The sequence below is a fragment of the Stutzerimonas marianensis genome (assembly GCF_022810315.1).
In the GTDB taxonomy this organism is placed as follows: domain Bacteria; phylum Pseudomonadota; class Gammaproteobacteria; order Pseudomonadales; family Pseudomonadaceae; genus Stutzerimonas; species Stutzerimonas marianensis.
In genome coordinates this window covers 21,551-43,392 of record NZ_JALGRD010000003.1, presented here as the reverse complement: position 1 = coordinate 43,392, position 21,842 = coordinate 21,551, and the positions used below count along the sequence as shown (strand labels likewise).

Below are 21,842 nucleotides of genomic sequence, written 5' to 3'. Positions count from 1 at the left end.
AAGTACAGCTTAAATTTTCAGGCAAAGCTTTTTTGTAGCGGCCTACCTGGACGCCTGGGCATGGGCTGGCGCGATGGCGTTGCGCTGGCCGTATACTGGCGCCTTTCAGCATGGGCGAAGCCAATGACCGTCGATCGTATCGGTGAACGTTTGCGTCGTTACAGACGCGCCGCCAACAAGACCTTGAACCAGGTCGCCAAGGAGTCTGGGCTCACGGCGAGCTTCCTCTCCCAGGCCGAGCGCAACCTGACCGGCGTGTCGATTTCTTCGCTGGCCAACATCGCCAAATCGCTGGGCGTGCCGCTCAACAGCCTGTTCGACCAACCGACCCAGGCGCAGCCCGATTCCCACCAGGGCGAGCGGGTCCGCTACACCATCGAAGGCCAGCCGCTGGCCTACGAACGCCTGTCCACGAGCTTTCCCGGGAATCTGCTGAATGCCGTGAAAGTCAGCATGCCGGTGGGTTATCAGTCAGAACTGATCGCCCATGAGGGCTCGGAATTCGCGTATGTGCTGAGCGGGCGCATCGTCTATACCGTGGATGGTCGCCAGTACCCGCTGGCAGCAGGCGACTCCATCCACTTCGATGCAGGCAAGCCCCATTACCTGGCCAACGTCGGCGACCAGGCGGCCGAAGTGCTCACGGTGACCACGATGGGCCTGTTCGACGATCTGGTGACCCGCTGATGCCAGACCTGGCACCTGCTTTGCTTCGAAATTGTGGTTGAAACCGCGCCTCGCAAATTCAGCCCCGCTTAATTTCGATTGACCCGGTTTTCAGCATCACTTAATTTCGGGGCAGGCCAAGGCTGCGCATTCTTCGACCAGAAGGCAGTTGCCAAGGGTGTTTACAGGCCGCACGGGTAACCCCCGTGGCGAGCGGCAGCAGCGAACATCCTGAGGTCCACGAGACCAACCCTCGATGAACATAAAAAAGAATGAGGTTTGCATGCGAAACACTAACTCCATCCGAGCATTGCTCGCCGCGGGTCTGATTTTCGGCTCTCCCCTCAGCTTCGCCGCCAGCAACCTGGTCTATTGCTCCGAAGGCAGCCCCGCCGGGTTCGACCCGGGCCAGTACACCACCGGTACCGATTTCGATGCCGCCTCCGAGACGGTCTTCAATCGACTCGCGCAATTCGAGCGTGGCGGCACCCGTGCCCTACCCGCCCTTGCGACCCGTTGGGAGGTATCGGACGACGGCCTCAGCTACACCTTCCACCTGCGACCGGGGGTGAAGTTCCATTCCACGGACTACTTCAAGCCGACCCGTGAATTCAATGCGGACGACGTGGTGTTCACCTTCGAACGGATGCGCGACAAGGACCATCCCTTCCGCAAGGCCTATCCCAGCGAGTTCCCGTATTTCACCGACATGGGGATGGACAAGAACATCGCCAAAATCGAGAAGCTCGACGACATGACCGTCCGTTTCGAGCTCAACCATGTCGACGCAGCATTCATCCAGAACCTCGCGATGAACTTCGCCGCCGTCCATTCGGCCGAATACGCGCAGCAGCTGCTCGCCGATGGCAAGGCCGACCAGATCAACCAGAAGCCGATCGGCACCGGGCCCTTCGTATTCAGCCGATACCAGAAGGACGCGCAGATCCGCTTCAAGGGCAACAAGGACTATTGGAATCCGGATGACGTGAAGATCGACAACCTGATCTTCGCCATCACCACGGACGCCTCGGTCCGGGCTCAGAAGCTGCGCGCCGGCGAATGCCAGATCACCCTCAACCCGCGCCCCGCTGACCTCGAGGCCCTGCAGAACGATCCCAACCTCGCCGTGCCCAGCCAGCCGGGCTTCAACCTCGGCTACATCGCCTACAACGTGGAGCACGCACCGCTGGACAAGCTCGAGGTGCGCCAGGCGCTGGACATGGCGGTCGACAAGAAGGCAATCATCGAGGCCGTTTACCAGGGTGCCGGCCAGCTGGCCGTCAACGCGATGCCGCCGACCCAGTGGTCCTACGACGACAGCATCAAGGGAACCGAGTACAACCCGGAAAAGGCACGCGAACTGCTCAAGCAGGCCGGCATCGCTGAAGGCACCGAGATCACCCTCTGGGCGATGCCGGTGCAGCGTCCCTACAACCCCAACGCCAAGCTGATGGCCGAGATGATTCAATCCGACTGGGGCAAGATCGGCATCAAGGCGCGCATCGTCAGCTATGAGTGGGGCGAGTACATCAAGCGCGGCCACGCCGGCGAGCACGATGCCATGCTGATTGGCTGGACCGGCGACAACGGTGACCCGGATAACTGGCTGAACACCTTGTACGGCTGTGATGCGGTGGATGGCAACAACTGGTCCAAATGGTGCGATGCCGAGTACGACAAGATCGTCAAGCAGGCCAAGCGAATCACTGACCAGGACGAGCGCACCGAGCTGTACAAGCAGGCTCAGGCGATCATCCAGCAGCAATTGCCGATCACCCCCATCGCGCATTCCACCGTCTATCAACCGATGCGCAAGACGGTCCAGGGCTTCGAGATCAGCCCCTTCGGACGCAACTCCTTCTACGGTGTAGAGAACCAGCGCTGAATCCGGCTCGGGCGGGCCAAGGCTCGCCCGCTTCGGCCTGCGCCCGTTCCCCACTGGCACGACACGGTAGCCGCCAGGCCGTGTCGTCCGCACAGGAGTATGCAACGCCATGTTCAGTTTCATCGCGCGCCGTCTGGGTTTGCTGATCCCGACCTTTTTCGGCGTGACCCTGCTCACCTTCGCGCTGATCCGCATGATCCCCGGCGACCCCGTCGAAGTGATGATGGGGGAACGTCGGGTCGACCCGGAAATGCATGCGCAGGCCATGGAGCGCCTCGGCCTGAACAAGCCGCTCTACGCGCAATACCTCGACTACATCGGCAAGCTCGCCCGCGGTGACCTCGGCGAATCGCTGCGTACCCGCACCAGCGTCTGGGACGAATTCACCACGCTTTTTCCGGCCACCCTCGAACTGGCGTTGGCGGCCTTGATCATCGCCGGGACGGCTGGCGTGCTGCTGGGCGTCATTGCGGCGCTCAAACGCGGCTCGTTGTTCGATCACGGCGTGATGGGAATTTCCCTGGTCGGCTATTCGATGCCGATCTTCTGGTGGGGCCTGATTCTCATCATGTTCTTCTCGGTTGGCCTCGGCTGGACGCCTGTCTCCGGGCGTATCGACCTGCTTTACGATGTCCCGCCGGTGACCGGCTTCATGCTCATCGACACCCTCCTCAGCGACGAAGAAGGCGCTTTCCTGGACGCCGTGCGCCATATGATCCTGCCTGCGGTGGTGCTCGCGACCATCCCGCTCGCGGTGATCGCACGCATGACGCGTTCGGCCATGCTCGAAGTGCTCCGCGAGGACTACGTGCGCACCGCCAGGGCCAAAGGATTGTCACCTGCGCGGGTGGTGTTCGTGCACGGATTACGCAATGCCATGATCCCGGTGCTCACGGTATTCGGCCTGCAGATCGGCACGCTACTGGCCGGTGCGGTGCTGACGGAGACGATCTTCTCCTGGCCCGGCATCGGCAAATGGCTGATCGAGTCCATCGGTGCCCGCGATTATCCGGTCGTGCAGAACGGCATCCTGCTGGTGGCCTGCCTGGTCATCCTGGTCAATTTCATCGTCGACATTCTCTACGGGCTGGCCAACCCCCGTATCCGACACCAGCGCTGAGGACGCCGCCATGAGCAGTCTCAAGACACTGCCGGCCGCCGAGCCGGCGACCTATTACCCCTCACCCTTTCGGGAATTCTGGACCGCCTTCAGCCGCAACCGTGGCGCGCTCGGCGGGCTGCTGTTCATGGCGCTGCTCGTCTTTTGCGCGCTGTTCGCGCACTGGCTCGCCCCGTTCGACCCGCGCGAACAGTTTCGCGAGTTCCTGCTGACACCACCGGTCTGGCAGGAAGGAGGCAATGCGACCTTCATCCTCGGCACCGATGAACTCGGTCGCGACATGCTCTCGCGCCTGATCCACGGCGCGCGACTGTCGCTGCTAATCGGCCTGGCCTCGGTAATCGTCTCGCTACTGCCCGGCATTCTCCTGGGCCTGATGGCCGGTTTTTCCCCGACCCGACTCGGCCCCTTCATCATGCGCCTGATGGACATCATGCTGGCGCTGCCCTCGCTGCTGCTGGCCGTGGCCATCGTCGCGGTACTCGGTCCAGGCCTAATCAACACGATATTCGCGATCGCCATAGTGTCCTTGCCCTCCTACGTCCGCCTGACCCGCGCAGCGGTAATGAGCGAGCTCAACCGCGATTACGTCACTGCCTCCAGGCTCGCCGGTGCCGGCACCTTGCGGCTGATGTTCGTGAGCGTACTGCCCAACTGCATGGCTCCGCTGATCGTGCAGGCGACGCTGAGCTTTTCCTCCGCGATCCTGGACGCCGCTGCGCTGGGTTTTCTCGGCCTCGGTGTACAACCGCCCACCCCCGAATGGGGCACGATGTTGGCCTCGGCACGCGACTACATCGAACGCGCCTGGTGGGTCGTGTCACTGCCAGGCTTGGCGATTCTGCTAAGCGTGTTGGCGATCAACCTGCTCGGCGACGGCCTTCGTGACGCCCTGGATCCGAAGCTGAAGAACGCCGCATGACGGAGCCCGAGATGCCTGAACAACGCGATACGGAGGCACGCGCATGAGCCTGCTGGATATTCATGACCTGACCGTCCGCTTCGGTGGCCCGGACGCACCCCCAGTGGTCGACGGGCTGGATCTCAGCGTCGATCGGGGCGAGGTACTGGCCATCGTCGGCGAGTCCGGCTCCGGAAAGTCGGTGACCATGATGGCGCTTATGGGTCTGATCGACCCGCCCGGGCAGGTGTCCGCACAGCGTCTGCACTTCGCCGGGCAGGACCTGCTCACCCTGAAGGGCAAACAACGCAGGCGATTGATCGGCAAGGACCTGGCGATGGTTTTCCAGGACCCGATGACCGCCTTGAATCCAAGCTACACGGTGGGTTTCCAGATCGGCGAAGTGCTGCGCCAGCACCTCGGACTCAAGGGCAAAGCGGCGCGCCAGCGAGCGCTCGAGTTGCTCGAACGGGTGGAAATCCCGGCCGCGGCCAGTCGCCTCGACGCTTACCCGCACCAGCTGTCCGGCGGCATGAGCCAGCGGGTCGCGATTGCCATGGCGATCGCCGCCGAGCCACAGTTGCTGGTCGCCGACGAACCGACCACGGCGCTCGACGTCACCATACAGGCACAGATCATGGATCTGCTGCTCAGTCTGCAGCGCGATCAGGGCATGGCGCTGATCCTCATCACCCATGACCTGGCAGTGGTCGCCGAGACCGCACAGCGGGTCTGCGTGATGTACGCCGGCCAAGCCGTGGAAACCGGTCGCGTACCCGCCCTGTTCGATGCTCCCGCGCACCCCTATACCGAGGCGTTGCTAGCCTCCATTCCGGAGCGTTGCAGCGGCCATCGCCTGGCGACGCTGCCCGGTATCGTCCCGGGCCGCTACGATCGACCCGCGGGCTGCCTGCTCTCGCCCCGCTGTCCCTATGCGCGTCCGGCGTGCGAGCAGCGACCCGCCCTCGAACCCTACGCCGGCGGCGAGGTGCGTTGCCTCTTCCCGCTCAACCTGGCATCTGCCCAGACAGCCGAGGCCCCAACCGAAACGCCTCGTCGAACCCCGCCACCAGGAGACGCCCATGTCTACTGAACCAACGCACAGCGTGCTCTCGGCCCGGGACCTCACGCGTCACTACGAGGTTTCACGCGGGCTGTTCAAACCCCGCGCGACGGTACGGGCACTCAATGGCGTCTCGTTTGAACTGAAAGCCGGCGAAACCCTCGCTGTGGTGGGTGAGTCCGGCTGCGGCAAATCGACCCTGGCCCGCGCCCTGACGCTGATCGAGGAGCCCACCTCCGGCTCCCTGCAGATCGCCGGGCACGACGTGACCCAAGCGGACCGCGCGCAGCGCAAGCTGCTCCGGCGCGATGTCCAGATGGTCTTTCAGAACCCCTACGCTTCGCTGAACCCGCGGCGAAAGATCGGCGACCAGCTGGCCGAGCCGCTGGCGATCAACAGCCCGTTGTCACGTAGCGAGCGCCGTGAACGGGTCCAGGCGATGATGCAGCAGGTTGGCCTGCGGCCGGAACATTACCAGCGCTACCCGCACATGTTTTCCGGCGGCCAGCGCCAGCGTATCGCGCTCGCCCGCGCGATGATGCTGAATCCAAAGGTGCTGGTCGCGGACGAGCCGACCTCGGCGCTGGACGTCTCGATCCAGGCGCAGGTGCTCAACCTGTTCATGGATCTGCAGGAGCAATTCAACGCCGCCTACGTGTTCATTTCCCACGATCTGGCCGTGGTCCGGCATGTCGCCGACCAGGTGCTGGTGATGTATTTCGGCAGCCCGATGGAGAAAGGACCCGCCGAGGAGGTGTACACACGTCCGCTTCATCCCTACACGCAGGTGCTGCTGGCGGCGACGCCGAGCTTCGACGCCAACCGGTCGATCTCGAGAATAAGGCCAAGCGGCGAATTGCCGAGCCCGCTCGATCCGCCGTCGGGCTGCCCTTTTCACGGTCGCTGTCCCTATGCAACCGAGCGCTGCAGCGCCGAAGTGCCTGCCTTCCGGCCGGTCGGCGACCGCGAAGTCGCCTGTCATTACGCTGAAACGCTGGGCGCGCCACACTGACGCCTCTGTGGAGATGCAGCCGGCGAGGCACAAGGGTGATTGAGCCGTCAGAAACGACGAAGGCCCCGGAATTCGGGGCCTTCGGCTTTACAAGATGGCGGAGGAGGTGAGATTCGAACTCACGGAAGAGTTTCCCCTTCGACGGTTTTCAAGACCGTTGCATTCAACCGCTCTGCCACTCCTCCGCAGAGAGCGGGCGCAATAGTACCCGAACGAAACACACTGTCAAACACTGTTGTTAGGCCCGATTCAAAGCTCTGCTATGATCCGAGGCAATTCGTCTCCGGGCTGAATTCATTTACAGGAGTGTCGCCATGCTCAAGCAACAGTACGCCTCTACGCATACGCAGGTTGAACAACAGGAAGTCAGCCGCGTCCTGCGCAATACCTATGGCCTGCTGGCCATTACCCTGGGCTTCAGTGCCCTGGTCGCCTACATGGCCATGCAGGCCAACGCGGCCTACCCGAACATCTTCGTGGTGCTGATCGGCTTCTACGGGCTCTTCTTCCTGACTGTGAAGCTACGCAACTCCGCCTGGGGTCTGCTTTCGACCTTCGCCCTCACCGGCTTCATGGGATACACCCTAGGCCCCATCCTGAACATGTACCTGGGAACGGCCAATGGCGGCGAGCTGATCGCTTCGGCCCTGTCGATGACGGCACTGGTGTTCTTCGGCCTGTCGGCATTCGTGCTGATCACCCGCAAGGACATGAGCTTCCTCAGTGGCTTCATCACTGCCGGCTTCTTCGTGCTGCTGGGCGCCATGGTGGCCAGCTTCTTCTTCCAGATCAGCGGATTGCAGCTGGCTATCAGCGCCGGCTTCGTGCTGTTCTCGTCGGTCTGCATCCTCTACCAGACCAGCGCGATCATCCACGGCGGCGAGCGCAACTACATCATGGCGACCATCGGTCTGTACGTATCGATCTACAACCTGTTCATCAGCCTGCTACAGCTGATGGGAATCATGGGCGGCGACGACTGATAGCCGACCACAGGATCAAGCCCGCTTCGGCGGGCTTTTTCGTTTCCGTAGCTGGCGTATCATGTCGGCCTGATCGTTCAGGTGCCTCATGAAATTCGTCATCGCGCTGTTTTCCCCTCCCCATGCCCCCGCCTCGCGTCGCGCATTGCGTTTCGCCAAAGCGGTGCTCGAGTCCGGTCACGAGATTACTCGCCTCTTCCTCTACCAGGACGGTGTGCATAGCGCTTCGGCCAACGTCGTGTCACCGCAGGACGAGCAGGACATCGCGGCGCAGTGGGCAGAGTTCGTCAGCCGGCATCGGCTTGATGGCGTGGTGTGCATTGCGGCCGGTTTGCGCCGCGGTGTGCTCGACGAACAGGAAGCCAAACGGTACGAACGAGGGGCCGCCAATCTCGCGTCGGGCTGGGAGCTGTCGGGTCTGGGCCAGTTGCACGAAGCCGCACAGCATGCCGATCGGCTCGTCTGTTTTGGAGGTCACTGATGGCGCGTTCGATGCTCCTCGTCACTCGCCAAGCGCCTTGGGCCGGTCCATCAGCCCGCGAGGCGCTCGATGTGGTGCTGGCCGGTGGCGCGTTCGACTTGCCGCTCGGCCTGCTGTTTCTTGACGACGGCGTCTTCCAGCTCGCACCCGCCCAGCAGGCCGCGCGCTTGCAACAGAAAGATCTGACCGCCAACCTTCAGGCGCTGCCCCTGTTCGGTGTCGAAGCGCTCTACGCATCGCGTTCCAGCCTCCTGGCGCGCGGGCTGGATGCGTCACGCTTGACGCTTCCGGTCGAGCTGCTCGACGACAGCGAACTGGGTGCCCTGCTCAACCGCTACGACCACGTGATCACGCTCTGATGTCGACCCTCCATCTGCTTTCCCATTCCCCTTTCGGCGACAACCGCCTGGATAGCTGCCTGCGCCTGATCGCGGCGGGCGACGGCCTGCTGCTGAGTGGCGACGCGGTCTATGCCTTGCAAGCGGGCACGGCGCCCCGCGCGGCCGTGGAGCGGTTGCCCGAGGCCGTCTCCGTGTTCGCCCTGGAAGAGGACCTCACGGCGCGCGGCCTGGAAGGGCTTCCAGAGCGACTCGAGTCGATCGCCTACGCCCGCTTCGTCGAGCTTTGCTGCCTCTACGAAAGGACGAACGCCTGGCTATGAATACGCTCACGGTTGATGGCACGTCGATTGCTGTCGACAAGGAGGGTTTTCTTGTCGATCTGGCCGAATGGAATGAGCCCGTCGCGCAAGCGCTGGCCCGAGCCGAGGGCATCGAGCTCAGCGACGCGCACTGGGAGGTCCTCTACGTACTGAGAGACTTTTACGCGGAATTCAAGCTCTCCCCGGCGACGCGGCCGCTGATCAAGTACACCGCACTCAAACTGGGTGCCGAAAAGGGCAACAGCGGCCACCTGAACCGCCTGTTCAAGGGCACGCCTGCCAAGCTCGCCGCCAAACTGGCAGGCTTGCCAAAACCGAGCAATTGCATATGAACCTCGTCACGCCTGAAGAACATCCCTTTGCCCCGTTCGTACGCATTCTCGGCAAGGGCAAACGTGGTGCTCGCGACCTGACGCGAGAAGAAGCCAGAGAGGCGATGGGCATGCTGCTGGACGGCAAGGCCGAAGAAACCCAGCTAGGCGCCTTCCTGATGCTGCTACGGCATAAGGAGGAAAGCGCCGCTGAACTGGCCGGCTTCACCGAGGCGGTACGCGAGCGGCTCGATGCGCCAGCGATCAGCGTCGACATCGACTGGCCCAGCTATGCCGGCAAGAAACGGCATTTACCCTGGTACTTGCTGTCGATCAAATGCCTGGCGCAGAGCGGCATTCGCATCTTCATGCACGGCGGCGGCCCGCACACGGCAGGTCGTCTCTACACCGAACAAGTGGTCGACCTGCTGGAGATTCGCCGCTGCGAAAGCTGGGCCGAGGTCGACGAAGCCCTGGCGCACGATCACCTGGCCTTCATGCCGCTTGGCGCCTGGATGCCAGGCCTGCAACGGATGATCGACCAGCGCAACATCCTCGGCCTGCGCTCGCCCATCCACTCGCTCGCCCGCATCCTCAATCCGCTGCGGGCGAGGTGTGGTCTGCAGAGCATCTTCCACCCCGGCTACCAGGCCAACCACCGTGAAGCCAGCCGCCTGCTGAGCGACAACGCGATCGTCATCAAGGGCGAAGGCGGCGAGATCGAGATCAATCCAGACGGCCTCTCTCACCTTTATGGCACCGCGGCAGGCGACATCTGGGACGAAGACTGGCCCGCGCTCTCCCCTCAGCGCCACGTCAAACCAGCCCAACTCGACCCGCAACATTTGTTGGCTGTATGGCGCGGCGAGGCCTCGGATGAATACGGGGAATTGGCGGTGCTATCAACCATTGCCCTGGCCCTGCGCGGCCTCGGTGAGCCGCGGGACGTCGCGTTCGAACATGCTCGGCGTGTCTGGCAGCAGCGCAACTCATCGAACTGAACGATAGGTTGTACCGGTCATTGCGACCATTCCCAGGCATGCATCGACCTAGACTCTGGGCACAGAACAAGTCGTGGAGGGATGCAAATGGGGCTTCTGGTCGACGGGCAGTGGCAGGACCGCTGGTATGAGAACAGCCAAGACGGTGAATTTCAGCGCGAGCAAGCGCAGCGCCGGAACTGGGTGACGCGAGACGGCAGCCCCGGGCCCGATGGCCAGGACGCGGTCAGGGCCGAGGCCGGCCGCTTTCACCTCTACGTATCGCTTGCCTGCCCCTGGGCCCATCGCACCCTTATCTACCGCAAGCTCAAACAACTCGAACCGCTGATAGACGTATCGGTCGTCAGTTGGCTGATGGGCGAACAGGGCTGGACCTTCGATCAGGCCACCGGCTCCAGCGGCGATGCGCTAGATGGCTTGCGACACCTGCACCAGCGCTACACCTCGGACGACCCGCGCTATACCGGTCGCGTCACCGTTCCGGTGCTCTGGGATCGCCAGGCTGGATGCATCGTCAACAACGAGTCGGCGGAGATCATTCGCATCTTCAACGAAGCCTTCGACGAACTCACGGGCTCCAGGCTCGATTTCTACCCCACTCCGCTGCGGGCCGAGATCGATCGGCTCAACGATCGCATCTATCCGGCCGTGAACAATGGCGTTTATCGGGCAGGCTTCGCAACAAGCCAGAAGGCCTACGAAGCGGCATTCGATCGGCTGTTCGCGGAGCTGGATTACCTCGAGCAACGGCTCGAGCGCTCACGCTACCTGACTGGCGAATACCTGACCGAAGCCGACTGGCGGCTGTTCACCACGCTGGTTCGCTTCGATGCGGTGTACCACGGCCATTTCAAATGCAACCTGCGGCGCATTCGCGACTACCCGAACCTGTCGAACTGGCTGCGGGAGCTTTATCAGTGGCCAGGCATCGCCGACACCGTCGACCTGGGTCACATCAAGCATCACTACTACGCCAGTCACCGGCACATCAACCCGACCGGAATCGTCCCAAAAGGTCCAGCCCTTTCGCTCGAGGACTCGCATGATCGTGAACGCTTGCCCGGCAAGGGTATCTGGCAGCGCTGAGTTTAGGGCCTGGCTGCAGATCCCTCGAACCAGGCGAGCTTGTCGCGAAGCTGCACCACCTCGCCTACGATCACCAACGTTGGCGCCTGCACCTGCTCGTTCGCTATACGCCCGGGCAGATCAGCCAGCGTGCCGGTAAACACGCGCTGGTTATGCGTAGTGCCCTGCTGGATCAACGCGACCGGTGTCGAATCTGCACGCCCATGCGCGATCAATTGCTGGCAGATCACCGGCAGGCCGACCAGCCCCATGTAGAACACCAGCGTCTGGCTCGGCGCCACGAGTTCGGCCCAGGGCAGATCACAGCTGCCATCCTTGAGGTGGCCGGTCACGAAACGCACCGACTGAGCATAGTCTCGGTGCGTCAGGGGTATTCCGGCATAGGCTGCACAGCCGCTGGCCGCGGTGATGCCAGGCACGACCTGGAAGGGTACCGAGTGGGCCGCCAGCTCCTCGATCTCCTCTCCACCGCGGCCGAAGATAAAGGGATCGCCGCCCTTCAGGCGCAGGACCCGCTTGCCCGCTTTCGCCAGGGAAACGAGTAGCTGGTTGATTTCCTGCTGCGGCACGGCATGTTCGGCGCGCCGCTTGCCTACGTAAATGCGATCGGCATCGCGCCGGCAGAGATCCAGAATCGCCGGAGCAACCAGCCGGTCATAGAGCACCACATCGGCCTGCTGCATCAGGCGCAGGGCGCGGAAGGTCAACAGGTCCGGATCGCCAGGCCCTGCGCCGACGAGGTATACCTCGCCCAGCGCCTTTGGCAGTGCGCCGTCGAGCTTTTCCTGGAGCATGCGCTCAGCTTCGTGCATCTGCCCGGCCAAGGCGCGCTCGGCCACCGGCCCGTCGAACACCTCTTCCCAGAACACTCGGCGTTGTTGCACATCAGGCAGGCTTGCCTTGACCTGGGCGCGAAAGCGCTTCGCCAGCCCGGCCAGCTGACCATAGACGGCCGGAATCCAGGTTTCGATTCGCGCCCGTATCAACCGCGCCAGCACCGGCGCATCACCGCCGCTGGAGACGGCGATCACCAGCGGGGAACGATCGACGATGGCAGGAAAAATCACGCTGCATAACTGAGGAGAGTCGACAACATTGACCGGCAGCCCACGCACCCTGGCATCCTGCGACACCCGCTCGTTGAGCGCCTCGTCATCGGTCGCGGCAATGGCAAGCACGCAGTCGTTCAGGTCCTGCGGCGCGTAGCCACGCATCAATAGACGGCCACCGCCCTGCTCTACCAGCTCGACCAGCTGCGCCCCGATTTCGGGCGCGACCACCCGCAGCACCGCGCCGGCTTCGCTGAGCAGGCGCGCCTTGCGCAGCGCAATTTCGCCACCGCCGACAACCAGCACGGTCTGGCGCTTGAGGTTATGAAACAGCGGCAGAAATTCCATAGCGAATCCTGTGAACGTGGGATTGGGGCATCACAGCGTCAAACGCCCGCCCCGCCCTTGTCGTCGATCAAGGACGGCGGCCGACCGCCAGATCGCCAGGTCGGCCGATCAGCGTTGTCGGCCGACAATCGGTACGTCAGCTCAGCCGCCGATAACCTCGATACCGCCCATGTAGGGTTTGAGCACCGCCGGAACGCGGATGGAGCCATCCGCCTGCTGATAGTTCTCCAGAACAGCAACCAGCGTACGGCCAACGGCCAATCCCGAACCGTTCAAAGTGTGTACCAGCTCAGGCTTGCCCGTCTCCGGGTTACGGTAGCGCGCCTGCATTCGCCGCGCCTGGAAGTCGCCACAGTTCGAGCAGGAGGATATCTCACGGTACTTGTCCTGGCTGGGCACCCAGACTTCGAGATCGTAGGTCTTGGTCGCGCCAAAGCCCATGTCTCCGGTACAGAGTGCAAGCACACGATAGGGTAGTTCCAGCGCCTGCAGTACGGCCTCGGCGTTGGCTGTCAGGCTCTCGAGCGCTTCGAAGGAAGTGCTCGGCTCAACGATCTGCACCATTTCGACCTTGTCGAACTGGTGCTGGCGGATCATGCCCCGCGTATCGCGACCGGAAGCACCGGCCTCACTGCGAAAACAGGGCGTGTGCGCGACGAACTTCAGCGGGAGCTGCTTGGCATCGAGAATTTCGCCGGACACGATATTGGTCAGCGACACCTCGGCGGTCGGGATCAGGTAGAGATCGGCTTCATTCTCGCGACCGATCTTGAACAGGTCCTCCTCGAACTTCGGCAGTTGTCCGGTGCCCTGCAGCGCCGGTGCCTGGACCAGATACGGCGTATAGGCTTCCTCATAACCATGCTCGCGGGTATGCAGATCGAGCATGAATTGAGCCAGGGCGCGGTGCAGCCGTGCAATCGGTCCGCGCATCAGGGCGAAACGCGCACCCGACAGCTTGGCGGCCGTCTCGAAGTCCAGCCAGCCATGTTGTTCGCCAAGCGCGACATGGTCCTTGACCGGAAATTCGAAGGCTTTCGGCTCACCCCAGCGACGCACCTCGAGGTTGTCTTCCTCATCCTTGCCCACCGGCACGGAATCGTGTGGCAGGTTCGGCAAGCTGAGCATGAGCTGGTCCAGCTCGCTCTGAATGTTGTCCAGCTCAGCCTTACCCGCCTCCAGCTCGGAGCCCATCCGGTCGACATCGGCAAGAAGCGGTGCGATGTCTTCACCACGTTGCTTGGCCTGGCCAATGGACTTGGAGCGGGCATTGCGCTCGGCCTGCAGCTGCTCGGTACGGGTCTGGACGGTCTTGCGCTGCGCTTCCAGCGCCTCGATACGCGCCACGTCCAACTGGTAGCCGCGAGTAGCCAATCGTTCGGCAACGTCTTGCAGCTGGGTACGGAGCAGTTTCGAATCAAGCATGGTGAGTCTCGTCTGTGAAAGCTTCGATAGAAATTGGCGAAGAGGTTGCGGAGTTTACTTCGATAGCGGCCAGCTTCATAACCTGCCGAGCGTGAGCCCGACCCAGGCAGCCAGTACCCCTCCGATGACGCTCGCTGCAAGGTAGATGAATGCCATGCCTATCTGTCCGCTCTCGAACAGACGAAGGCCGTCGAGGGAAAAGCTGGAAAAGGTCGTCAGCGCACCGAGAAAGCCGATCATCAGTCCATTGCGCAACTCGGGCGACCATTCCGGTCGCAGCAGAAAAGTCGCGTACAGGTAACCGATGGCAAGGCAGCCAATCAGGTTGACTACCAGCGTCGCCAGGTAGAAATGTCGCGGCCAGCTCGACGCCACCCAAGTGGAAACGCCAAAGCGGATCAGCGTGCCCAGCACGCCGCCAGCGACCACCGCGAGCAATACGCGCATCAGGGCTTCCTCCGCTGGCGCGTGCTCTCGCGATCCAGACGCGCCAGGTGATCGAGCTTGTCGCGAATCTTGGCTTCGAGTCCCCGCGGCACGGGTTGATAGTAGCGCCGCGGCTCGAGGGCTTGCGGAAAGTAGTCCTCGCCGGCCGCGTAGGCGTCGGGCTCGTCGTGGGCATAGCGATAGCCATCGCCATAGCCCAGCTCTTTCATCAAGCGGGTCGGCGCATTGCGAAGGTGCAGGGGCACTTCCTCGGAGCCGTGCTCGGCCACATCTCGCCTGGCCGCGTTGAAGGCGCTGTATACCGCATTGCTCTTCGGCGCACAGGCCAGGTAGACGATGGCCTGCGCGACCGCCAGTTCGCCTTCCGGACTGCCGAGCCGCTCCTGCACGTCCCACGCGGAAAGGCAAAGGCCAAGGGCCCGAGGGTCGGCATTACCAACCTCCTCGCTCGCCATACGCACTACGCGACGAGCGATGTAGAGCGGATCGCAACCACCGTCGAGCATCCGTGCGAACCAGTACAGCGAAGCGTCCGGATTGGAACCACGAACGGATTTGTGCAAGGCCGATATCTGGTCGTAGAAGGCTTCGCCACCTTTGTCGAATCGTCGGCGACTGTCACCCAGCAGATCCTGCAGAAGCTCGACACTAATCTCCCCGCCCTCTTCTGCCAGATCCGATGCGTTCTCCAGCAAGTTGAGGAGACGACGGCCGTCCCCATCCGCCGCGGCCAGCAGAATCTGAAAACTCTCTTCAGGTAAGCGAAGTCGGAGTTCGCCGAGCCCCTTGGGCTCGCTCAGGGCGCGGGCGACCAGCTTTCGCAAGGCGGCCTCATCCAGGCTTTTGAGTACGTATACGCGTGCACGAGACAGCAGTGCGTTGTTGAGCTCGAACGATGGATTCTCGGTCGTGGCTCCAATGAAGATGAGTGTCCCGTCCTCAACGTAAGGCAAGAACGCATCCTGCTGTGACTTGTTGAAGCGGTGGACCTCGTCCACGAACAGGATGGTGCGCCGACCGTACTGCGCCGCCTGCTGCTTGGCAATTTCCACCGCGTGACGGATCTCCTTCACCCCGGCAAGAACTGCAGAAACGGTTTCGAAATGCGCATCGGACACCTTGGCCAGCAGCCTGGCCAAGGTGGTCTTGCCGACGCCGGGTGGCCCCCAGAAGACCATCGAATGCAGTGCGCCCTGCTCCAACGCCTCACGCAGCGGTTTGCCGCGAGCCAGCAGATGCTCCTGTCCGACATACTCGTCGAGGCTGGTGGCGCGCAGTCGGGCTGCGAGCGGTTGCGCTACGGGTTCACGACTGAACAGGTCCATCGGACGGCCTATCTATCATGCAAACGGCCTGCACGTAGCAGGCCGCATGGGTTGCAAGGACATGCGATCACTCGGTGATCACATCGGTCCCTTCGGGTATTTCGAACCTGAACCGGTCGGCCTCGATCGGGGTGTTCAGCTCGACGCCCTGGAACAGAATGTTGGTGCGCTGACCCACCCCGTCGACCAGCTGCATATCGTTGATCACCCCGTCGCGGAAGGACAGCCGCAGATTATCGAACAGGGTGTCCTTGGCCTTGGGCGTGAGGGTGAAGTCGACGACGCCCCCGGCCTCCTTGTGGCTCACCTCGAAGTTTTCGCTGATGGCCGACACGTCTCCGGACAAGAGCAGCGCCGGCGTGTGGGTCAGGCGCTGGTCGAGGGTCTGGATCGTGACCTGCTCGAGGTCCGGGTCGTAGAGCCACACTTTCTTGCCGTCGGATACCAGTAGTTGCTCCATGGGCTCGTCCGTGTGCCAACGGAACTGGCCGGGACGTTTCAGAGCCATTTCGCCAGAGGTTTCCTGGAGTTGCGTCCCGCTGCCGTCGAGCGAGAGCTGAGAAAAACGCCCTGTCAGCGTCTCCGCTCTCTGCAGCAGCTCGGTCAATCGCTTGGTGGAAGCCTGGTCGGCATGTGCCGGAACCAGCGACATCAGCAAGACGGAGGCGAGAAGCAAACGAATCAACTGCATATGACCTCGAAGCGACTCAGTCGCGTAATGGGGGCGGCGCGAGCACATCTCGCGAGCCATTTGTGTTCATGGAAGTCACGACACCAGCCATCTCCATGGCTTCGATCATGCGAGCCGCGCGGTTATAGCCAATCTTGAGCTTGCGCTGAACGGCCGAAATCGACGCGCGACGGCTTTCGGTCACGAAGCGCACGGCCTCGTCGTAAAGCGGATCTTCTTCGCTACCCTCACCGCTGCCGCCTTCTCCGCTACCGCCATCGAAGCCGCTGCCAGACTCTTCGACACCCGCGAGGATATCTTCTATGTAGTCAGGAGCCCCACGTGCCTTCCAGGCTTCGACGACACGATGCACCTCCTCGTCCGACACGAACGCGCCGTGTACGCGAATTGGTAAGCCAGTGCCCGGCGGAAGGTAGAGCATGTCACCGTGACCGAGCAGCTGCTCGGCGCCGCCTTGATCGAGGATGGTCCGCGAATCGATCTTGCTGGATACCTGGAAGGCCATGCGCGTCGGGATGTTGGCCTTGATCAAACCTGTGATCACATCAACCGACGGCCGCTGCGTCGCCAGAATCAGATGGATCCCGGCGGCCCGCGCCTTCTGAGCGATCCGCGCGATCAGTTCTTCGACCTTCTTGCCAACGATCATCATCATGTCGGCGAACTCGTCGACGATCACCACGATGGTCGGCAGCTTCTTCAGCAATGGCGCCTCGTCCTCCATGCTCTCACGCCGGTACAACGGGTCGGTCAGCGGGGTGCCCGCCTCTTCCGCCTCCTTGACCTTGCGGTTGAAGCCCGCCAGGTTGCGCACCCCCATCGCCGCCATCAGCTTATAGCGACGTTCCATCTCGGCGACGCTCCAGCGCAACGCGTTGGCCGCCTCCTTCATGTCGGTCACAACTGGGCAGAGCAGGTGCGGAATGCCTTCATAGATCGACAGCTCGAGCATCTTCGGGTCAATCATGATCAGCCGCGCGTCGTCCGGCGTGGACTTGAACAGGATCGAAAGAATCATCGCGTTGACGCCCACCGACTTACCGGAGCCGGTGGTACCGGCAACGAGCAGGTGCGGCATCTTAGCCAGGTCCGCGATGACCGGCTTGCCGCCGATATCGTGACCCAGCGCGATCGTCACTGGCGACTTGGCGTCATCGTAAGGCGCGGACGAGAGCACCTCGGAGAAACGCACGATCTGCCGGTCCTCGTTCGGTATCTCGATCCCGACCGTGGTCTTGCCTGGAATGACTTCCACGACACGAACGCTGATGACGGCCAACGAACGCGCCAGGTCCTTGGCGAGGTTGGAGATCCGACTGACCTTCACGCCCGCCGCGGGCTGGATTTCGAACCGCGTGATGACCGGGCCCGGATGTACCGACTCCACGATCACCTCGACGCCGAACTCCTTCAGCTTGATCTCCAGCAAGCGCGACATGGCCTCGAGCGATTCGGGTGAATACTGCTTCTGCTGTTTTTCCGCGACGTCGAGCAGGGACAGCGGAGGCAGGCTGCCTTCGATGAGCGGATCGACGAACAGGTTCGCCTGCTTCTCCTTCAGGACTCGCTTGCTTTGCTCGACCGGCTTCGGCGGTGCCGCCGGTGCGATCACTGGCGCGGGGCGCTTATCGCGCTCGCTCATATGCTTGTTAAGCGACTCTTCACGCTCCAGCAAGCGCTCCTTGACCCTGGCACGCTCACGACGGTCCGACAGCGACCCGGCGACATCGTTAACGACCTCGTCAGCATGACGCAGTTGGGCGACCACCTGCTTGCGCTCGTTTCGCGCAGCCCACCAACGCTCGAAGAAGCTCTGGATCAGTTCGACCAGGTCGAGCGTGATCTTGCCGGTCAGGTCCATGACCTTGAACCAGGACAGATCGGTAAAGACCGTCAACCCGAAAAGGAAAAAAGCCAGCAGCAGCAAGGTACTGCCTTGCACGTTGAGGGCTGACTCAGCCAGCTGACCAAGACTTTCTCCTAACGCCCCACCTGCGGACGCAGGCAGGTTATTGGCGAACTGGAAGTGAATGTAGGCCAGTGCCGATCCCGAAAGCACCAGGAACACGAGCCCGATCAGGCGCCAGGAGAACAACCAGCCGTTCCAGGTCCAGGGCTGGTGACGGGCCCGAAATACCTGCCAGGTCTTGATGGCTAACAACAACGGGAACAGGTAAGCAAAATAGCCCAGCACCATGAACAGTACATCGGCGAACCAGGCTCCGGCCCGGCCGGCCGCGTTCTGCACCTGTTGTACGTTGCTCGTGTGTGTCCAACCCGGATCGGCGGGGTCGTAGGTCAGCAATGCCATCCAGAGACAGGCGCAGAGTGCGCCGAGCGCTATCAACGCGCCCTCTTTGAGACGGTAGTGCAGTTGTTGGCGCCAGACGGAAGCTGGCGCGGTAGAGGAGGAATTCTTCAAAACGCTTAATTTCCTGCGCCAGCGGCGCGTTCTATGAACCGTATCAGCCAGAACCTGGGCATTGTACGGGTTTGTCGACTGGATGACATGCCGGTTCCGTGCCGGCTTGGTCTTTTCTCGATGCTTCGGTGTAGCATAAACGCCAGTTTTTTCTGCGGGGCTCGACTGGAGCACGCTTCCCTATTAGCAACAAAGACTTATGAGGGCTTTTTATGAATGAAGTCAAGCATTCGCGTCTGATCATCCTCGGCTCGGGCCCGGCCGGGTATACCGCCGCGGTCTATGCGGCGCGCGCGAATCTCAAGCCACTCATGATCACCGGCATCCAGCCGGGCGGCCAGTTGACCACGACCACGGAAGTGGACAACTGGCCAGGCGATGTGGAAGGCCTGACCGGCCCCGCTCTGATGGAGCGGATGCAGAAGCATGCCGAGCGCTTCGACACGCAAATCGTGTTCGACCATATCCATACCGCCGAGCTGCAACAACGTCCTTTCGTGCTCAAAGGTGACAGTGGCACTTATTCCTGTGACGCACTGATTATCGCCACAGGTGCGTCGGCACAGTACCTCGGCCTGCCGTCAGAAGAAGCCTTCGCCGGTCGCGGCGTTTCGGCCTGCGCAACCTGTGACGGGTTCTTCTACCGCAACCAGGTGGTCGCCGTGATCGGTGGCGGCAACACGGCCGTCGAGGAGGCGCTCTATTTGTCCAACATCGCCAAGGAAGTGCACCTGGTGCACCGCCGTGACAAGCTGCGATCGGAAAAGATTCTGCAAGACAAGATCATGGAGAAAGCGGCGAACGGAAATATTCGCCTGCATTGGAACCACACCCTCGAAGAAGTCATCGGAGACGCGAGCGGCGTGACAGGCATGCGCCTCAAGAGCACGCTGTCTGGCGAGGAGAAGACCTTGGAGTTGGCTGGCGTCTTCATCGCAATCGGACACAAACCCAATACAGATCTGTTCCAGGGACAGCTGGACATGAAAGATGGTTACCTGAAGGTGCGCGGCGGCGGCGAAGGCGATGCGACCTGCACCAGCATCGCGGGGGTGTTTGCCGCGGGCGACGTAGCCGATCATGTTTATCGTCAGGCCATCACGTCGGCGGGCGCCGGCTGCATGGCCGCCCTGGATGCGGAAAAATACCTGGACCTCTGACTTTGAGGAGGCCGCTCTTCGGTGCCCTGCCGAGCGCACTCGAATGCTGACCTGGCTGTCACGGGGAGACCTGGTGTTCCCTCCCCTGGAAAAAGCCATGCGCGAGCCCAATGGACTGCTGGCAGCCGGAGGCGATCTGTCACCGCAACGCCTGGTGGCCGCCTATCGCCACGGCTGTTTTCCCTGGTATCAGGAAGGGCAGCCGATTCTCTGGTGGTCGCCGGATCCGCGAACGGTACTTTATCCAGACGAACTGCATGTCTCGCGCAGCCTGCGCAAGACCCTGCGCAAGGGCGACTTCACGGTGACGCTGGATCAGGCCTTTACCGACGTGATCCGTGGCTGTGCAGCACCGCGTAGCTACGCCGAGGGCACGTGGATCACTACCCCCATGCAGGAAGCTTACATCCAGCTGCATGCGCTCGGGCACGCTCACTCCGTGGAAGTCTGGCAGGAAAACCGCATGGTCGGCGGACTCTATGGTCTGGCCATGGGTCGACTATTCTTCGGTGAATCCATGTTCAGCCGAACGACCGATGCGTCCAAAGTGGGTTTCGTGACATTGGTGGAACGTCTCCAGGGCTGGGGATTCAAATTGATTGACTGCCAGATGCCAACCCAGCATCTGGCCAGTTTTGGCGCTCGCCCGATCCCCCGTAGCGTGTTCGCAGAGGCTCTGGCCAGGCATCTGGACGAACCCACCTCAGCCCAATGGGGATCCTAGTCGAGGGCGTCAAGCTGACCTAAACTGAGTCCATGATTTTCGAGAGCTGACCATGACTTCACTGGCTCGTCTCAAGTTCTACGCCACGCAGCCACATGCGTGCAGCTACCTGCCCGATGAACAGGCCACAACGCTTTTTCTCGACCCGAGCCAACCCATGGACGTTCAGGTATATGCCGAGCTGTCCGAGATCGGCTTCCGCCGAAGCGGCGATCACCTCTACCGCCCTCACTGCCAGCGCTGCACTGCCTGTATTCCCGCTCGCATTCCAGCTGAAGGCATACAGCTCAACCGCCAGCAAAAGCGCATCCTCAAGCGCAACGCCGACCTCAGCGTTACGAGCACCCGACCTGCCTTTACCGAAGAATACTATTCGCTCTACGCCACCTACATCGAACAGCGCCACGCCGATGGCGACATGTATCCTCCGAGCCGGGATCAATTCCATACCTTTCTCGTACGGGACCTGCCCTTTTCCCGCTTCTACGAATTCCGCCTGGACGGGCGACTCCTGGCACTCGCGGTGACCGATGTGCTGCCCAACGGGCTCTCGGCGGTCTACACCTTCTACGATCCCCGCGAGGAGAAGCGCAGCCTCGGCCGGTACGCCATTCTCTGGCAAATTGGGGAAGCCTCTCGACTCGGACTCAAGGCAGTCTATCTGGGGTACTGGATAAAGAACTGTCGGAAGATGAACTACAAGACCGAATATCGCCCGATCGAGCTGCTCGTCAATCAGCGCTGGATTGTCCTGAGCTGAACGCTTGGCTCAGAGGGCCCTTTCAGGCACAATACGGGCCGCTTTTACCCAGGCATCTGGCACTGGGTCAATCAATGAATACCGAGGACTTTACTGAATGTCGAAAGAAGACAGCTTCGAAATGGAAGGTACTGTCGTCGACACCCTGCCTAACACCATGTTTCGCGTGGAGTTGGAAAACGGGCACGTCGTTACTGCGCATATCTCCGGAAAGATGCGCAAGAACTACATCCGGATTCTCACCGGTGACAAGGTTCGGGTAGAGCTGACCCCTTACGATCTGAGCAAGGGCCGCATCACCTACCGCGCCCGCTAAGCGGA

At 62.0% G+C, this 21,842-nt stretch carries 23 protein-coding genes and 1 tRNA gene; 17 read left to right on the top strand and 7 right to left on the bottom strand.

Annotated features, from left to right (window positions below):
- The first annotated feature begins 123 nt into the window (after positions 1–123).
- The 6 genes from MST27_RS06015 to MST27_RS05990 all read left to right on the top strand — a co-directional run bounded on the left by MST27_RS06015 (position 124) and on the right by MST27_RS05990 (position 6,647).
- A complete protein-coding gene (locus tag MST27_RS06015; RefSeq protein ID WP_243605099.1) occupies positions 124–687 on the top strand; it encodes a cupin domain-containing protein in 564 nt (187 codons plus the stop codon).
- A gap of 262 nt (positions 688–949) precedes the next feature.
- Positions 950–2,551: an ABC transporter substrate-binding protein gene (locus MST27_RS06010; RefSeq protein WP_243605098.1), complete on the top strand. Its 1,602-nt coding sequence runs from the start codon at positions 950–952 to the stop codon at positions 2,549–2,551.
- Positions 2,552–2,660: 109 nt separating this feature from the next.
- Positions 2,661–3,671, top strand: a complete 1,011-nt coding sequence (locus MST27_RS06005; protein WP_243605097.1) for an ABC transporter permease subunit — start codon at positions 2,661–2,663, stop codon at positions 3,669–3,671.
- A gap of 10 nt (positions 3,672–3,681) precedes the next feature.
- Positions 3,682–4,593 (top strand): ABC transporter permease subunit, encoded by a 912-nt coding sequence (locus MST27_RS06000; protein WP_243605096.1) that lies wholly within the window; start codon positions 3,682–3,684, stop codon positions 4,591–4,593.
- A gap of 43 nt (positions 4,594–4,636) precedes the next feature.
- Positions 4,637–5,665, top strand: a complete 1,029-nt coding sequence (locus MST27_RS05995) for an ABC transporter ATP-binding protein (RefSeq protein ID WP_243605095.1) — start codon at positions 4,637–4,639, stop codon at positions 5,663–5,665.
- Positions 5,655–6,647, top strand: a complete 993-nt coding sequence (locus MST27_RS05990; RefSeq protein WP_243605094.1) for a peptide ABC transporter ATP-binding protein — start codon at positions 5,655–5,657, stop codon at positions 6,645–6,647. Before MST27_RS05995 ends, MST27_RS05990 begins: the two co-directional genes overlap by 11 nt.
- A 95-nt stretch (positions 6,648–6,742) precedes the next feature.
- Here MST27_RS05990 and MST27_RS05985 read toward each other — a convergent pair.
- Positions 6,743–6,832: transfer RNA gene (locus MST27_RS05985), tRNA-Ser, on the bottom strand.
- Between the two features lie 129 nt (positions 6,833–6,961).
- On the opposite strand from MST27_RS05985, the gene MST27_RS05980 reads away from it, so the two are divergent.
- From MST27_RS05980 to MST27_RS05950, 7 genes are all read left to right on the top strand, one after another.
- Positions 6,962–7,630 (top strand): Bax inhibitor-1/YccA family protein, encoded by a 669-nt coding sequence (locus MST27_RS05980; RefSeq protein ID WP_168425498.1) that lies wholly within the window; start codon positions 6,962–6,964, stop codon positions 7,628–7,630.
- 88 nt (positions 7,631–7,718) lie between these two features.
- On the top strand, positions 7,719–8,111 hold the full coding sequence (gene tusD, locus MST27_RS05975; protein WP_243605093.1) for a sulfurtransferase complex subunit TusD: 393 nt from the start codon (positions 7,719–7,721) through the stop codon (positions 8,109–8,111).
- Positions 8,111–8,470, top strand: coding sequence for a sulfurtransferase complex subunit TusC (tusC, locus tag MST27_RS05970; RefSeq protein WP_243605092.1), 360 nt, complete (start codon positions 8,111–8,113; stop codon positions 8,468–8,470). Before tusD ends, tusC begins: the two co-directional genes overlap by 1 nt.
- Positions 8,470–8,772 (top strand): sulfurtransferase complex subunit TusB, encoded by a 303-nt coding sequence (gene tusB, locus MST27_RS05965; protein WP_243605091.1) that lies wholly within the window; start codon positions 8,470–8,472, stop codon positions 8,770–8,772. The genes tusC and tusB overlap by 1 nt, the downstream gene beginning before the upstream one ends.
- Positions 8,769–9,104, top strand: a complete 336-nt coding sequence (locus tag MST27_RS05960; RefSeq protein WP_243605090.1) for a TusE/DsrC/DsvC family sulfur relay protein — start codon at positions 8,769–8,771, stop codon at positions 9,102–9,104. Before tusB ends, MST27_RS05960 begins: the two co-directional genes overlap by 4 nt.
- The gene (locus MST27_RS05955) at positions 9,101–10,084 is read left to right on the top strand and encodes a glycosyl transferase family protein (protein ID WP_243605089.1); all 984 of its coding nucleotides are present in this window, start codon (positions 9,101–9,103) and stop codon (positions 10,082–10,084) included. Before MST27_RS05960 ends, MST27_RS05955 begins: the two co-directional genes overlap by 4 nt.
- A gap of 87 nt (positions 10,085–10,171) precedes the next feature.
- Positions 10,172–11,170 (top strand): glutathione S-transferase family protein, encoded by a 999-nt coding sequence (locus MST27_RS05950; RefSeq protein ID WP_243605088.1) that lies wholly within the window; start codon positions 10,172–10,174, stop codon positions 11,168–11,170.
- Between the two features lie 2 nt (positions 11,171–11,172).
- Here the strand turns inward: MST27_RS05950 and cysG are convergent, their stop codons facing one another.
- The 6 genes from cysG to ftsK form a co-directional block, all read right to left on the bottom strand.
- Positions 11,173–12,567 (bottom strand): siroheme synthase CysG, encoded by a 1,395-nt coding sequence (gene cysG, locus MST27_RS05945; RefSeq protein WP_243605087.1) that lies wholly within the window; start codon positions 12,565–12,567, stop codon positions 11,173–11,175.
- A gap of 141 nt (positions 12,568–12,708) precedes the next feature.
- Complete coding sequence (serS, locus tag MST27_RS05940) at positions 12,709–13,992, bottom strand: serine--tRNA ligase (protein ID WP_243605086.1); 1,284 nt, start codon at positions 13,990–13,992, stop codon at positions 12,709–12,711.
- Positions 13,993–14,067: 75 nt separating this feature from the next.
- Positions 14,068–14,442: a fluoride efflux transporter CrcB gene (gene crcB / locus MST27_RS05935; protein WP_243605385.1), complete on the bottom strand. Its 375-nt coding sequence runs from the start codon at positions 14,440–14,442 to the stop codon at positions 14,068–14,070.
- Positions 14,439–15,764, bottom strand: coding sequence for a replication-associated recombination protein A (locus MST27_RS05930; RefSeq protein WP_243605085.1), 1,326 nt, complete (start codon positions 15,762–15,764; stop codon positions 14,439–14,441). The genes crcB and MST27_RS05930 overlap by 4 nt, the downstream gene beginning before the upstream one ends.
- A gap of 67 nt (positions 15,765–15,831) precedes the next feature.
- Complete coding sequence (gene lolA / locus MST27_RS05925) at positions 15,832–16,455, bottom strand: outer membrane lipoprotein periplasmic chaperone LolA (protein ID WP_243605084.1); 624 nt, start codon at positions 16,453–16,455, stop codon at positions 15,832–15,834.
- Between the two features lie 16 nt (positions 16,456–16,471).
- Positions 16,472–18,877 carry a DNA translocase FtsK gene (gene ftsK, locus MST27_RS05920; RefSeq protein WP_476756128.1) on the bottom strand — a complete coding sequence of 802 codons (2,406 nt, stop codon included), beginning with the start codon at positions 18,875–18,877 and terminating at the stop codon, positions 16,472–16,474.
- Between the two features lie 212 nt (positions 18,878–19,089).
- Here ftsK and trxB point away from each other — a divergent pair, with 212 nt between their 5' ends.
- From trxB to infA, 4 genes are all read left to right on the top strand, one after another.
- Positions 19,090–20,037 (top strand): thioredoxin-disulfide reductase, encoded by a 948-nt coding sequence (gene trxB / locus MST27_RS05915; RefSeq protein ID WP_243605083.1) that lies wholly within the window; start codon positions 19,090–19,092, stop codon positions 20,035–20,037.
- 43 nt (positions 20,038–20,080) lie between these two features.
- Positions 20,081–20,761: a leucyl/phenylalanyl-tRNA--protein transferase gene (gene aat / locus MST27_RS05910; protein ID WP_243605082.1), complete on the top strand. Its 681-nt coding sequence runs from the start codon at positions 20,081–20,083 to the stop codon at positions 20,759–20,761.
- 52 nt (positions 20,762–20,813) lie between these two features.
- Positions 20,814–21,521: an arginyltransferase gene (locus MST27_RS05905; protein ID WP_243605081.1), complete on the top strand. Its 708-nt coding sequence runs from the start codon at positions 20,814–20,816 to the stop codon at positions 21,519–21,521.
- Positions 21,522–21,618: 97 nt separating this feature from the next.
- Positions 21,619–21,837, top strand: coding sequence for a translation initiation factor IF-1 (infA, locus tag MST27_RS05900; protein WP_002553999.1), 219 nt, complete (start codon positions 21,619–21,621; stop codon positions 21,835–21,837).
- Positions 21,838–21,842: the final 5 nt, after the last annotated feature.

What these genes read in the sequence shown, in the direction of transcription:
- MST27_RS06015 (WP_243605099.1), top strand. Translation starts at nt 124, where the DNA reads ATGACCGTCGATCGTATCGGTGAACGTTTGCGTCGTTACAGACGCGCC.
- MST27_RS06010 (WP_243605098.1), top strand. Translation starts at nt 950, where the DNA reads ATGCGAAACACTAACTCCATCCGAGCATTGCTCGCCGCGGGTCTGATT.
- MST27_RS06005 (WP_243605097.1), top strand. Translation starts at nt 2,661, where the DNA reads ATGTTCAGTTTCATCGCGCGCCGTCTGGGTTTGCTGATCCCGACCTTT.
- MST27_RS06000 (WP_243605096.1), top strand. Translation starts at nt 3,682, where the DNA reads ATGAGCAGTCTCAAGACACTGCCGGCCGCCGAGCCGGCGACCTATTAC.
- MST27_RS05995 (WP_243605095.1), top strand. Translation starts at nt 4,637, where the DNA reads ATGAGCCTGCTGGATATTCATGACCTGACCGTCCGCTTCGGTGGCCCG.
- MST27_RS05990 (WP_243605094.1), top strand. Translation starts at nt 5,655, where the DNA reads ATGTCTACTGAACCAACGCACAGCGTGCTCTCGGCCCGGGACCTCACG.
- MST27_RS05980 (WP_168425498.1), top strand. Translation starts at nt 6,962, where the DNA reads ATGCTCAAGCAACAGTACGCCTCTACGCATACGCAGGTTGAACAACAG.
- tusD (WP_243605093.1), top strand. Translation starts at nt 7,719, where the DNA reads ATGAAATTCGTCATCGCGCTGTTTTCCCCTCCCCATGCCCCCGCCTCG.
- tusC (WP_243605092.1), top strand. Translation starts at nt 8,111, where the DNA reads ATGGCGCGTTCGATGCTCCTCGTCACTCGCCAAGCGCCTTGGGCCGGT.
- tusB (WP_243605091.1), top strand. Translation starts at nt 8,470, where the DNA reads ATGTCGACCCTCCATCTGCTTTCCCATTCCCCTTTCGGCGACAACCGC.
- MST27_RS05960 (WP_243605090.1), top strand. Translation starts at nt 8,769, where the DNA reads ATGAATACGCTCACGGTTGATGGCACGTCGATTGCTGTCGACAAGGAG.
- MST27_RS05955 (WP_243605089.1), top strand. Translation starts at nt 9,101, where the DNA reads ATGAACCTCGTCACGCCTGAAGAACATCCCTTTGCCCCGTTCGTACGC.
- MST27_RS05950 (WP_243605088.1), top strand. Translation starts at nt 10,172, where the DNA reads ATGGGGCTTCTGGTCGACGGGCAGTGGCAGGACCGCTGGTATGAGAAC.
- cysG (WP_243605087.1), bottom strand. Translation starts at nt 12,567, where the DNA reads ATGGAATTTCTGCCGCTGTTTCATAACCTCAAGCGCCAGACCGTGCTG.
- serS (WP_243605086.1), bottom strand. Translation starts at nt 13,992, where the DNA reads ATGCTTGATTCGAAACTGCTCCGTACCCAGCTGCAAGACGTTGCCGAA.
- MST27_RS05930 (WP_243605085.1), bottom strand. Translation starts at nt 15,764, where the DNA reads ATGGACCTGTTCAGTCGTGAACCCGTAGCGCAACCGCTCGCAGCCCGA.
- lolA (WP_243605084.1), bottom strand. Translation starts at nt 16,455, where the DNA reads ATGCAGTTGATTCGTTTGCTTCTCGCCTCCGTCTTGCTGATGTCGCTG.
- trxB (WP_243605083.1), top strand. Translation starts at nt 19,090, where the DNA reads ATGAATGAAGTCAAGCATTCGCGTCTGATCATCCTCGGCTCGGGCCCG.
- aat (WP_243605082.1), top strand. Translation starts at nt 20,081, where the DNA reads ATGCTGACCTGGCTGTCACGGGGAGACCTGGTGTTCCCTCCCCTGGAA.
- MST27_RS05905 (WP_243605081.1), top strand. Translation starts at nt 20,814, where the DNA reads ATGACTTCACTGGCTCGTCTCAAGTTCTACGCCACGCAGCCACATGCG.
- infA (WP_002553999.1), top strand. Translation starts at nt 21,619, where the DNA reads ATGTCGAAAGAAGACAGCTTCGAAATGGAAGGTACTGTCGTCGACACC.